The organism is Saccharothrix sp. HUAS TT1 (assembly GCF_040744945.1).
GTDB lineage: Bacteria > Actinomycetota > Actinomycetes > Mycobacteriales > Pseudonocardiaceae > Actinosynnema.
The window spans coordinates 928,388-940,519 of the sequence record NZ_CP160453.1; the positions used below are offsets into that span (position 1 = coordinate 928,388).

General features: G+C 73.9%; 10 protein-coding genes. 5 read left to right on the forward strand and 5 right to left on the reverse strand.

The genetic code is table 11. The features are described 5' to 3' along the window. Positions 1 to 60 precede the first annotated feature (60 nt). The 3 genes from AB0F89_RS04545 to AB0F89_RS04555 form a co-directional block, all read right to left on the reverse strand. Positions 61 to 1,383: an MFS transporter gene (locus AB0F89_RS04545; RefSeq protein WP_367132844.1), complete on the reverse strand. Its 1,323-nt coding sequence runs from the start codon at positions 1,381 to 1,383 to the stop codon at positions 61 to 63. Positions 1,384 to 1,387: 4 nt separating this feature from the next. Then, positions 1,388 to 1,816: a MarR family winged helix-turn-helix transcriptional regulator gene (locus AB0F89_RS04550; protein WP_367132846.1), complete on the reverse strand. Its 429-nt coding sequence runs from the start codon at positions 1,814 to 1,816 to the stop codon at positions 1,388 to 1,390. Between the two features lie 69 nt (positions 1,817 to 1,885). Then, positions 1,886 to 3,556 (reverse strand): NCS2 family permease, encoded by a 1,671-nt coding sequence (locus tag AB0F89_RS04555; RefSeq protein WP_367132848.1) that lies wholly within the window; start codon positions 3,554 to 3,556, stop codon positions 1,886 to 1,888. An 80-nt stretch (positions 3,557 to 3,636) separates the two neighbouring features. Here AB0F89_RS04555 and AB0F89_RS04560 point away from each other — a divergent pair, with 80 nt between their 5' ends. Continuing rightward, the gene (locus AB0F89_RS04560) at positions 3,637 to 3,900 is read left to right on the forward strand and encodes a DUF2530 domain-containing protein (RefSeq protein WP_367132850.1); all 264 of its coding nucleotides are present in this window, start codon (positions 3,637 to 3,639) and stop codon (positions 3,898 to 3,900) included. A 596-nt stretch (positions 3,901 to 4,496) separates the two neighbouring features. Here AB0F89_RS04560 and AB0F89_RS04565 read toward each other — a convergent pair. Next, positions 4,497 to 7,334 (reverse strand): hypothetical protein, encoded by a 2,838-nt coding sequence (locus tag AB0F89_RS04565; RefSeq protein WP_367132852.1) that lies wholly within the window; start codon positions 7,332 to 7,334, stop codon positions 4,497 to 4,499. After that, positions 7,331 to 8,110, reverse strand: a complete 780-nt coding sequence (locus tag AB0F89_RS04570) for a DUF3027 domain-containing protein (protein ID WP_367132854.1) — start codon at positions 8,108 to 8,110, stop codon at positions 7,331 to 7,333. The genes AB0F89_RS04565 and AB0F89_RS04570 overlap by 4 nt, the downstream gene beginning before the upstream one ends. Before the next feature lie 58 nt (positions 8,111 to 8,168). Between AB0F89_RS04570 and AB0F89_RS04575 the strand changes: the two genes are divergently transcribed. Genes AB0F89_RS04575 through AB0F89_RS04590 form a run of 4 tightly spaced genes read left to right on the forward strand, consistent with a single transcriptional unit; the run spans position 8,169 to position 12,131 of the window. Beyond that, the gene (locus AB0F89_RS04575; RefSeq protein ID WP_367132856.1) at positions 8,169 to 8,942 is read left to right on the forward strand and encodes a glutaminyl-peptide cyclotransferase; all 774 of its coding nucleotides are present in this window, start codon (positions 8,169 to 8,171) and stop codon (positions 8,940 to 8,942) included. A gap of 15 nt (positions 8,943 to 8,957) precedes the next feature. After that, positions 8,958 to 9,863, forward strand: a complete 906-nt coding sequence (locus tag AB0F89_RS04580; RefSeq protein WP_367132858.1) for a threonine/serine dehydratase — start codon at positions 8,958 to 8,960, stop codon at positions 9,861 to 9,863. 34 nt (positions 9,864 to 9,897) lie between these two features. Further along, a complete protein-coding gene (locus AB0F89_RS04585; RefSeq protein WP_367132860.1) occupies positions 9,898 to 11,634 on the forward strand; it encodes an MFS transporter in 1,737 nt (578 codons plus the stop codon). A gap of 11 nt (positions 11,635 to 11,645) precedes the next feature. Next, positions 11,646 to 12,131, forward strand: a complete 486-nt coding sequence (locus tag AB0F89_RS04590; protein WP_367132862.1) for a DUF2771 family protein — start codon at positions 11,646 to 11,648, stop codon at positions 12,129 to 12,131. Position 12,132: the final 1 nt, after the last annotated feature.

A 12,132-nucleotide genomic window follows, 5' to 3' on the forward strand; every position in this document is an offset into this window, starting at 1 on the left:
GCGCGTCGGCGCAGGATCAGACGCGGGCGCAGGGTCGGACACGTCCGCAGCGTCGCAGGGTCAGACGCGGGCGCGGCGGCGCAGGCTCAGGCGGTGCGCGGGCAGGCTCAACCCGCCACGCCTGGCCAGCACGACCCCGCCGACCAGCGCCGCCACGATCGACACCACACCGCCGACGACCAGTGGCGCGCGGGCGGTGAAGTGCTCGGCCAGCCAGCCCATCACCGGTCCGCCCAGCGGGTTCCCGCCGAGGAACACCAGCATGTACAGGCCCATGACCCGGCCCCGCATGTCGGGTGACACGCCCAGCTGCACGGTCGCGTTGGCGGTCGTGGTGAACGTCATCATGGCGATGCCGACGGGGATCAGCGCGACGCCGGACAGCCACATCGTCGGCATCACGCCGACCACGACCTCCAGCACGCCGAACGCCAGCGCGCCGAGGATCAGCAGCCGCAGCCGGGGCTTGCCGCGGGCGCTGCGCTTGGCCGCCAGGGTCGCGCCGGCCAGCGTGCCGACGGCGAGCATCGTGGACAGCAGGCCGTAGGCGGAGGCGTCGCCGCCGAACGTGTTGCGCGCCAGCACGGCCAGCGTGACGTAGAAGTTCAGCCCGAACGTGCTGATGAAGAACACCAGGCACAGCAGGATCACCAGGTCGGGGCGCTTGCGCACGTACCGCAGGCCCTCGCGCAGCTGGCCCTTCTCCCGCGGCACGGGTTCGCCGCGGTGCAGCTCGCCCGCGCGCATCAGGACGAGCCCGGCGATGACGCCGAGGAAGCTGATCGCGTTGAGCAGGAACACCCAGCCAGTGCCGACCACGATGATCAGCACGCCGGCGGCGGCCGGGCCGACCATGCGGGCCAGGTTGAACGTCATGGAGTTCAGCGCGACGGCGTTGGTGAGCTGGTCGCGGCCGACCATCTCGACCACGAAGCTCTGCCGCACCGGCGTCTCGACCGCGGACACCGCGCCGAGCAGCAGGCACAGCAGGTAGACGTGCCACAGCTCGACCACGCCGGTGACGTCGAGCAGGCCGAGGGTCAGCGCGCAGAGCCCGAGGCCGGTCTCCAGCACGAGCAGCAGCTTGCGCTTGTCCATCCGGTCGGCGAGCACGCCCGCCCACAGCGACAGCAGCAGCGTCGGCGCGAACTGGAGGGCGGCGGCGATGCCGAGCGCGACGGGCGAGCCGTCGGACAGCTCCAGCACCAGCCAGTCCTGGGCGACGCGCTGCATCCACAGGCCGACCAGGGAGACGACCTGGCCGGAGGCGTAGAGGCGGTAGTTGCGGGTGCGGAGCGAGCCGAACATGCGGCTTCGCGGCGGTGGTGCGGCTGGGTTGCGCTCGACCTGGTCCGTCTCTGCCCCACCCGCGTACGCCGGCACTTCGTTACTGCCCCGCCATCCTGTCGATGATCCCGGCGGCGCGCGACAGCACGCCCCGTTCCTCCGGTGTCAGCTCGGCCAGGCGCTTGTCCAGCCAGGCTTCGCGCGCGGACACCTCTTCGTTGATGTAGCTCAGACCCGTCTCGCTCAGCTCCACGATGGCCTGGCGGCCGTCGGTGGGGTGCGGGCGGCGCGTGGCGAACCCGTACTCCTCCAGAGCGGCTATCACCCTGGTCATCGACGGTGGCTGGACGCCTTCCCTGGCGGCCAGCTCGCCCGGCGTCAGGGGTCCGCACTTGTGCAGCGTGGACAGCGCGGACACCTGGGTGAGCGAGATCGCGGAGTTCACCCGCTGCGCGCGGAGCCTGCGGTTGAGCCGGACGACGGCCAGTCTCAGCTGACTGGCCAGCCCTGCTTCCTCGGTCTCCGCCACGTAGTTAGCATACCTCACGATCTATGCGCCCATCGTGTGAAGTTGCTCATCGACGCCCGTCGGCGCCCGTCAGCCGGTCAGCGCGGCCTGGATGGGACCGATCGCGAAGTAGACGACGAACGCCGCCGCGACGACCCACATGAGCGGGTGCACGCTGCGCGCCCGCCCGGTCATCGCCCGCAGCAGCACGTAGCTGACGAAACCCGCGCCGATGCCGTTCGCGATCGAGTAGGTGAACGGCATGACCACGATGGTGAGGAACGCGGGCAGGCCGATCGAGAAGTCGGTGAAGTCGATCTCCTTCACCTGCATGATCATCAGCGCGCCGACGATGACCAGCGCGGGCGCCGCCGCCTCGATCGGCACCACCGCGTACAGCGGGGTGAGGAACATGGCGGCCAGGAACAGCAGGCCGGTGACGACGTTCGCCAGGCCGGTCCGCGCCCCCTCGGCGATACCGGACGCCGATTCGATGTAGACCGTGTTGGACGACGAGGACGCCGCACCACCCGCGACCGCGCCGACGCCGTCCACGAACAGCGCCTTGGACACGTTGGGCAACTGGCCGTCCTTGCCGATGAGCCCGGCCTCCTTGCCGAGGCCGGTCATCGTGCCGACGGTGTCGAAGAAGTCGGTGAGCACCAGCGTGAAGACCAGCAGGGCTGCCGTCAGGGCGGGGATGCGGGTCCACGCGCCGAACGACACGTCGCCGAGCAGGGACAGGTCGGGCAGGCCGAACACCTGCTCCGGCAGGGCCGGGTAGCCGAGGTTCCAGCCGGCCGGGTTGGTGCCCTGCGACGGGCCCGCCTGGACGATGGCCTCGATCACGATGGACAGCACGGTCGCCGACAGCACGCCGATCAGGATCGCGCCCTTGACCTTGCGGGCGACCAGGATGCCGGTGACGACCAGGCCGACCACGAACACGAACGTCGGCCAGGACGCGATGGACCCGTTGATGCCGAGCCCGACCGGCACGGTGGTGCCGGCCGCGTCGGGCAACCGGCGCACGAACCCGGCGTCGACCAGGCCGATGAAGCAGATGAACAACCCGATGCCGACCGCGATGGCCGCCTTCAGCTCGGCGGGCACCGCGTTGAACACCGCCGTGCGGACGCCGGTGACGACGAGGAGGAGGACCACGAGGCCGTTGACCACGACCAGGCCCATCGCCTCGGGCCAGGACACCTGCGGCACGACCGTGACGGCGACGAAGGAGTTGATGCCCAGGCCCGTGGCCAGCGCGAAGGGGTAGTTGGCGACGAGTCCGAAGAGGATCGTCATGACCCCCGCCACCAGCGCCGTCACCGCCGCGACCTGCGGGATGGTGAGGATGTTGCCGAGCACGTCGACCTTCGCGCCAGGGGCGTCGGCGGCGAAGCTGCCCAGGATCAGCGGGTTCAGCACGACGATGTAGGCCATGGTCACGAAGGTGACGAGCCCGCCGCGCAGCTCCCGGCCGACCGAGGAGCCGCGCTCGGAGATCTTGAAGAACCCGTCCAGCCCGGACCGCCCCGACCCGCCCTGAACGGCGCCCGAGGCCGCGCCCCGGGACGTGCTCTGCGACGTGCTCTGCGACGTGCTCTGCGACGTGCTCACGGACTTGCCCGGCGATGCCCCCTCGGACGTGCCCGACGACACCTCTTCGGGGGTGCCCGACGACGCCCCTTCGGGCGTGCCCGGAGCTGCGCCCGACGGCGTGCCCGGCGGCGTGTCGGCGGAGGGCGTCTCGGCGGCCATCTCATCTCCTCGATCAGTGCGGTGCGATGCGGCAGGCAGAGCGTGCCCCACCCGTGTTTCGGGCAGGTAGCCTGCCCGACGTGGCCGAACAGGACGCAACACCCCTCCCCCCTCCGCCCTCGCTGCCGCGAAACCTGGCCGACCCCGTACCGGTGGTCGCGGCCGGGACGGCGCTGTGGTGGCTGGCGTTCGTCGGTGTGCTGCTGTTCGGGCAGGGCTTCGGCGTGGTGGCGTGGACGTGCCTGTCCGGCGGTGTGCTGGGGATCATCGGCTACGGCATCTTCACCTGGCAACGCTCCGCCGCGCGTCGAGGCAGCAGGACCGCCCAGCAGGGGCTGGACTGAGCAACCCCCGACACGACCCCGACCGGCCACATCCCCGGCCACGCACCCCCGACCGCCCACCTCCGGCCGGCGTCACCGCCCGGCGGGCACCGGGCCACCGAGTCCCGTCACCGCCCGGCAAGCACCGGGCCACCGAGTCCCGTCACCGCCCAGCAAGCACACCGGGCCGCCGAGTGTTGTCACCGTCCGGCAGGCACCGGGCCGCCAAGTGCCATCACCGCCCAGCAAGCACACCGGGCCGCCAAGTGCCATCACCGCCCAGCAAGCACACCGGGCCGCCGAGTGTTGTCACCGTCCGGCAGGCACCGGGCCGCCGAGCCTCCCGAGCCCACCCCGATGCGCTCTCCGCGCCCGGGTGGTGCCTGCGGGTGGCGGGCGGGTGGCGTGCGCGGGGCACGCGCGTCGTGCTCGGCGGCGGGGCACGACGTGGTCGGCGGAGGGGACACCGGGGAGCGGGCCCAGGTGGCACCGATCCCACCGCGCACTGGGGGCCGGGGCGCCGCGACCTCATTCTTTACCGGCAACAAATCCGGGATTGCCATTCATCCCCGGAGCCGCTTACCCCATCGGGTGATCTTGCCGGTAGGCGAACCCGGTCAGCCCAGCAGCACGGAAGGCGTCGGGTCGGCGATCAGTGCGGCGAACGTGTGCCGATCATCCCACCGGCCCGTGGTCCACGCCAGAGCGCGCGCCAACCCCTCAGGCGTGTCGGCAGCGTGCACGACCGCCTCCTCCACCCACCACGACACCGAGTGCTCCGCGCCCTCCGCCGCCACCACCAGGTCGTCGTGCACGACCAGCGAACCGAGCGGCAGGTCCACGCCGAGCAGGTCGCACGCCAGCCGCACCGCGCCCAGCTCCGACCAGACCACCTCGTCACCATCCCCCACCACAGCCCCGGAGACCTCCTCCGACGCCAGCGGCAGGGCGAGGAGTTCGGCCAGGGCCGAAGCCGAACCGGCGGAGGCCAGCACCTGTTCCGGCGGGAGGACGCCGAGCAGCCACGGCAGGTCGGGCACCAGCACGTCGTCGGCGGGCTCGGCGGCGCCGGTCAGGACGCGCACCCGGTCCGGCGGTTCGACGCTCACCGAGTCGGCGACCTCGGCCAGCAGGGCGTGCACGCGCAGCACCAGCGCGTCGGACAGCTTGCGCGCCGGGTCGCCCAGCCGCCCCAGCAGGTCCGCCACGTCGTCCTCGTCCACCACGCTCAACGACGTGCGCACGCCGGCGGCGGCGAGCACGTGCGGCGGGAGGCCGATGGCGGGCACGACGTCGTACAGCCCTTCGAGCCCGTCGGCGTCGGGCAGGCGCCACGAGCCGAGCGGCACGCCGTCGAGGGTGGCGTAGCGGGCCAGCCACCAGGAGGTGTAGCCGTCCGGTTCGGTGACGGCGCGCCACACCACCGGGTCGGCGGCCATCATGCCCAGCGCTCGCGGCCACTGGTCGTGGGCGACGAGGTCCAGGTCGCGGATGCCGAGGACGCGGGTGGGCGGGACGTCGAACGCGTCCCACCAGTAGCCCTCGTCGGCCAGGTCGTGGTCGGGTTCGGTGGGCGAGTCGTCCTCGACGACGGTGAAGCCGTCGATGACGCCGACGCCGGTCAGCACCTCGCGCGGCCACTCCTCGGCCACGGACGCGGCCAGGACGCCGAACGGGGCGTCGTCCTCCAGCACCGCCGACAGCGCGGAGTCGGGCAGCACGAGTTCGTCCGCGCGCCGCCACTCGCCGTCCGCGGCGGGCAGGGCGAGTTCGGCCAGCCAGGGTCGGCCGCCGGCCCGGGACACGAGTCGCAGCACGGTCCGGACCAGGTCGGGGCCGTCCAGGGCGGGGTCGTCCAGGCTGCGGTGGACGGCTTCGCGGACGGCGTCGGAGTCGAGCAGTTCGGCGGGGCCCGCTTCGGTCGCGCCGAGGCGCAGGAGCAGGGGGTGGGCGGCTTCGGGGTGGGCGATGCGCAGGCCGGGGACGGAGAACAGCTCGGAGTCGGTGCCGACGAGCACGCCGCGCGGGCTGCTGACGGTCCGCCCGTCGACCAGGGGCACGGGCAGGGAGCCCATGGCCTCGCGGGCGGTGGAGTCGACGTCGGCGACGGGGGTCAGGGCGTCGTAGACCTGGCGCCACCAGGTGGGGTCGCCGCCGACGCCGGCGAGCGCGGTGATCACTTCGGCGATCCCGAGGCGGGGCACTTCGAGGGCGGCGAGCGCCTTGGCGTGCGGTGGCAGGGTCAGTTCGTGGTCGAGCAGGCCGGGGATCACGTCTTCCAGCAGTTCGACCAGGTCGAACGACGCGAGGTCGAGGACCTTCGCGGCGGCGGGGGCGGCCCACCCGCCGTCGGCCAGGGGGAGCCAGGAGGCGGTGCGCAGCGCGGCGAGGACGCCGGCGCGCAGCCGGTCGTCCACCTCGGACAGCGGGAACCCGGGCAGCGGCACGAGGGCGGTGCGCTCGACGGCGGGCAGGGCGGCCACCAGCGCGGGGTAGGCCAGCGCGGCCTGGTCGAGCACGTGGGTGGCGGCCGGGCCGGCGAGCACCCGGCGCCGGGACGGCTCGACCGGCAGGGTGGCGATCAGCCGGGCGGGCAGGGACAGCTTCTCGTCGGTGGGGGTCGGGGCGTGCAGGACGTCGCCGGCGAGGGGTTCGTCCATCGGCCACGCCCAGCAGACGGACCACTGGGGGCGGGATTCGACGCCGGTGACCAGGGCGGCGGGCAGTTCGCCGGCGGTGCGGTGCACGAGCCACCGCTGTTCGCCGGTGGGGCCGGTCAGCACGACGACGCCGTCGGTCTCGGAGCGCTCCCACGCCTGCGCGCCGACTTCGACGCGCCGCAGCCCGGGGAGGGCGAGGAGCAGGTCGGGGGCTTCGGCGGCCAGTTCGGCGAGCAGGCCCTCGGCGTCGGCCTTGAGCGGCAGCCGGACCTCGGTGTCGAAGCCGTCGGGCAGGTCGGTCTCGTCGGACGGCCACACCAGCCGCAGCACCGGCACGTCGCCGCCGCGGCCGGACGCCAGGGACGGCGCCGCTTCGCGGGTGCGGGTGGCGGAGAAGGCGACCGAGCCGGTCCGGGACACGACTCGCGGCTCGTCGGTCACCGCGAGCACGGCGGCGAAGCCGACGCCGAACCGGCCGACCGTGTCGGAGGTCTTGGCGGACGCGCGCAGCGACGCCAGGGCGGCCACGCCGGCGGCGTCCAGCGGCGCGCCGGTGTTCGCGGCCCGCAGTTCCCCGTCCACGACGGACAGCCGCAGCACGCCGGGTCCGCCGCCGGCTTCGGCGGCGGCGTCGGAGGCGTTCTGCGCCAGTTCGACCAGCAGCCGGTCGCGGTACCCGCCGAGCCGCAGGTCCTCCTCGGCGTTGGCGTCCTCGCGGAACCGGGTGGGCGAGCCGCGCCACGCGGCCAGCACCGACTCGCGCAGCGCCTCGGTGCCGAACGGGTCCGCGGTCACTTCCCGCTCTCGTCGGCCGCCGGGTTGGCCTCGACGTCCAGCACGGCGTCGTCGTAGACGACCTCGGCGACCGGGACGAGGGGGCCGCCCTCGACCTCGACCTCGGAGTGCGCGCCGCACCCGTACTCGACGTGCACGACGTGCCCGTCGGCCGGCGTCATCTCGTTGGCGCAGACGCCGAACGCGGCGCCGAGCGAGCCGCCGACGCGGGTGTAGAAGCCGCAGGTGCCGCAGCGGGCGGGCGCGCTGCGGGCCATCTCGCTGCGCGGTCCGAAGTCGCCGGAGTGCCAGCGCTGGGCGGCGTCGAGGACGCCCTCGCGGGACAGCACCCGGACCCGGCCGAGGCCGACCTCCAGGGCGACGTCCTCGACGGCGGGGTCGTCCGAGCCGACGTAGCCGGGCGCCAGCCGCGGGTCGTCCTCGGGGGCGGGCAGCAGGTCGCCGACGCCGAGGTCGCCCGCGCGGACCCGCTCGTGCCACGGCACCCACTCGGGCGCGACCAGCGCGTCGTCGCCGGGCAGCAGCACGACCTCGCTGACCGAGAGCGGCGTGCCGGGTCCGGCGGAGGCGACGGTGACGGCCCAGTTCCAGCCGCGGTAGCCGGCGTGCTCGGCCTCGAACAGGTGGGTCGCCGACACGTCGTCCTCGGCGACGGTGCCCACGTGGTCGCCGAGGCGTTCCGCGCCCGCCTCCTCTTGTGCGGCGGCTCGGGCGAGCCGGACTGCCGCGGGGTCGGCGAGCGCTGGATCGGGCTGCTGGGTCGGCGTGGCGGTCACGGGTTGGATTGTGCCGCACGTCTGCGCGGTCCCGCGCACACGTGCCACCCTTTCGGACGTGCGGTGGCTCCTGGTGGCGGTGGTCTTCGTCCTGTCGGCGGCGTGCTCGACCCCGCCGACCGGTCCAACGGGCGCTCCGGCGGGCGGGCCGACGGGGGTGGAGGTGCTGGGCACGCTGCCCCACGACCCGGACGCGTTCACCCAGGGGTTGGAGCTGGTGGACGGGGTGCTCTACGAGGGCACGGGCCTGGAAGGGCGGTCGTCGCTGCGCCGCGTCGACCCCGGCACCGGCGAGGTCCGGCAGCGCGTCGACCTGCCGGAACCGCTGTTCGGCGAGGGCATCACGGTGGTGGGCGACCGGATCTGGCAGCTCACGTGGCGGGACGGGGTGGCCATCGAGCGGGACCGGACCACGCTCGAAGAAGTGAGACGCGTCACCTACGAGGGTGAGGGCTGGGGTTTGTGCCGGGACGGGGACCGGCTGGTGATGAGCGACGGCAGCGACGAGCTGACGTTCCGCGACCCGCGGTCGTTCGCCGAGACGGGGGTGGTGGCGGTGCGCCGGGACGGGCGGCCGCTGTCCCGGCTCAACGAGCTGGAGTGCGTGGACGGGCAGGTGTGGGCGAACGTGTGGCAGACCGACGAGGTGGTGCGGGTCGACCCGCGCGACGGCCGGGTGACCGCGACCGTGGACCTGAGCGGCCTGCGGCCGGACGACGTGCCGAGCAGCGACGTGCTCAACGGGATCGCGGCCGTGCCGGGGACCGACGAGTTCCTGGTGACGGGCAAGAACTGGCCGACGATCTTCCGCGTCCGGTTCACCGGCGGGTGACTTAACGTCTCGGGCGTGGACATCGACCTGGACAACATCGCCCGCGCCGCCGAGATCGTCGACCCGGTGTTCCGCGGCACACCGCAGTACGTGGACGAGCAGCTGTGCGCGGCGCTGGGCCGCCGGGTCCTGGTGAAGGTCGAGACGGTGAACCCGCTGCGCAGCTTCAAGGGCCGCGGCGCGGACTTCATGGGCGCGTCGCTGCCGCCCGGCCGGCGGGTGGTGTGCGCGTCGGTGGGCAACTTCGGGCAGGCGATGGCGTACGTGGGCCGCAGCCGCGGTTTCCCGGTGGAGGTGTTCGTGTCGGCGGCCGCGGTGCCGGACAAGGTGCGGCGGATGCGGTCGCTGGGCGCGTCCGTGGTGGAGGTGCCGGGTGACTTCACCGGGGCCAAGGCGCGGGCGCGGGAGCACGCCGAGCGGACCGGGGCGATCTTCGTGGAGGACGGCCGGGACGTGGCGATCACCGAGGGGGCGGGCAGCATCGCGGTGGAGCTGCTGCGGGCCGGTGTCGGGTTCGACGTGGCGGTGGTGCCGGTGGGCGACGGGGCGTTGATCACCGGGATGGCGCGGTGGCTCAAGGAGCACTCGCCGGGCACCCGGGTCGTGGGGGTGGCGGCGGAGGGCGCGCCCTCGGTCGCCCGCGCGTGGGCGGGTCGCCCGGTGGCCGACACGCCCGTGGACACCATCGCCGACGGGGTGGCCGTGCGGCTGCCGGTGCCGGCCGCCGTGCCGCGGTTGCGGGCGCTCGTGGACGACATGGTGCTGGTGCCCGACGACGCGATCCGCGAGGCGATGGCGCTGGCCCGGGACGCGCTCGGGCTGGTGCTGGAGCCGGCGGGCGCGATCGGGCTGGCGGCGATCGCCGTCGCGGACGTGCCGGGCGAGTCGATCGCCACCGTGCTCACCGGCGGCAATGTCTGAGACGCGCTGCCGCCGGGTGAGGCAGGATTGAGGGGTGACACCCCCTCGGCCGGAAGACCCGTCGCGGAAGTACCCGTGGGAGGACGACGAGTACAAGCCGCGCACCCGGCCGTACCCGACTCCGGGCACGCCGCCGCCGCTGGACCCGCCCGGGTCGTCGGGGCCGCCGCCCGGTCGGCAGCCCGGTCCACCGCCCGGTGGGCGGCGCGGTCGCGAGCCCGGTCCGGAACGCGGTCGCGAGCCCGGCTGGGAACGCGGTCGCGGGCCCGGTCCGGAGCGCGGTCGCGAACCGGGTCGGGAGCCCGGCCGGGAACCCGGTCGTGAGCCGGGGTCCCGGCAGCCCGGCCCGCAGCGGGAGTCGGCGCGGTTCCAGCCGCCGCCGGACGACCGGGCGACCGAGCCGGCGATGCCGAAGAAGCTCACCGTCACCCGGGTCGCCTGGTTCCGCGCCAAGCAGCTCAGCGGCCAGGGGCTGGCCGCGTTCCGCAAGGCCGCGCACGCCGACGGCGCCAAGCAGTCCGGCCTGTCGTCGCTGACCTACGCGGTGATGCTGAACTACGCCGCCGACGCCGCGATGGCCGTCGCGCTGGCCAACACCCTGTTCTTCTCGGCCGCGACCGGCGAGAGCCGCGGCAAGGTCGCGCTCTACCTGCTGATCACGGTCGCGCCGTTCGCGCTGGTCGCGCCGGTCATCGGCCCGGCGCTGGACCGCATCCAGCACGGCAGGCGGGTCGCGCTGGCGGCCTCGTGCGTGCTGCGGGTGTTCCTGTCGGTCGTGATGGCGCTGAACTTCGACAACTGGGGCCTGTACCCGGCGGCGCTGGGCAGCATGGTGCTGTCCAAGTCGTTCATGGTGCTCAAGGCCGCCATCACGCCGCGCGTGCTGCCCCGCGAGATCACCCTGTCCAAGACCAACGCCCGGATGACGGTGTTCGGCCTGGCCGCGGGCGGGGTGTTCGGCGCGGTCGCGGCGGGCCTGGCGAACCTGTTCGGCTCGCCGGGCGCGCTGTGGTTCACCGCCGTGCTGTGCCTGGCCAACGCCTACTACTGCCTGCGCATCCCGTCGTGGGTGGAGGTCACCGAGGGCGAGGTGCCCGCGTCGCTGCGGGCCAGGCCGCACGACCGGCCGCAGAAGCCGAAGCGGCAGCCGCTGGGCCGCACGGTCGTGGTGGCGCTGTGGGGCAACGGCTCGATCCGGATGCTGACCGGGTTCCTGATGCTGTTCGCCGCGTTCGTGGTGCGCGCCCAGACCGAGGGCGACGCGCTGATGCAGGTGCTGCTGCTGGGCGTGATCGCCGGCGCCGCCGGTGTCGGCAGCTTCCTCGGCAACGCGGTCGGCGCGCGCCTGCAGTTCGGGGCGCCCGACCAGGTGGTCATCGGCTGCCTGGTCGCGGCGCTGGCGAGCGCGGTGGTGGCCGCCGTGCTGCCGGGCCTGGCGACGGCCGCCGCGGTCGGGTTGGTCGGGGCGACCGCCAGCTCGCTAGCCAAGGTGTCGCTGGACGCGGTGATCCAGGACGACGTGCCCGACGAGTCGCGGGCGTCGGCGTTCGGCCGGTCGGAGACGATCCTGCAGCTGGGCTGGGTGTTCGGCGGCGCGCTCGGCGTGCTGCTGCCCACCGAGTACTGGATCGGGTTCACCGTGCTGTCGGTGCTGCTCGCGGTCGGGCTGGCGCAGACCGTGCAGACCAGGCGGGGCGCGACGCTCATCCCCGGCCTCGGTGGCGACCGCCCGCTGCGGGCCGCGCCCGTCGCGCCCCGGCCGGGCACGTAGGCTCGACGGCCGTGCGCCGAGTCGTGTTCCCCGTGTCCTTGCTGGTGTCCGGGCTGGCCCTGGCCGGGTGCGCGGCACCGGTCGACCCCGAGGTGACGTTCTACGCCGATGGTCGGGTGGTCTACGTCGAGCCGTCGCAGTACTGCGACCTGCAGTCGGAGAACTGCGACGTCGACCCGGGGGCGGTCGGGGTGCTGCGGGTGCGGCCGGGCAAGCCGGTGCAAATCTCGGTGCCCGGCGAGCTGGCCGACACCGCCTGGTCGGTCAAGTTCACCTACCGCAACGCCCGCGGCGAGCAGCAGGAACCGCTGCGCAGCAAGCTGTTCACGTCGCGCGAGCCGCGGTTCGCCTACACGCTCGTGCTGCCGAACCCGGACGACCAGCTGGAGAGCGTCGAGGTCCAGCAGTACGGGGCCCGCATCGAGGCGAGCACCACGGGCACGGTCGACTTCGTGGCCCGCGGCACGTGGGTGCTGTCGGTCGACGACCGGGGGTGAC

Bases quoted from the DNA above. Each gene is read 5' to 3' on its own strand.
- AB0F89_RS04555 (WP_367132848.1), bottom strand. From the start codon at position 3,556: ATGGCCGCCGAGACGCCCTCCGCCGACACGCCGCCGGGCACGCCGTCG.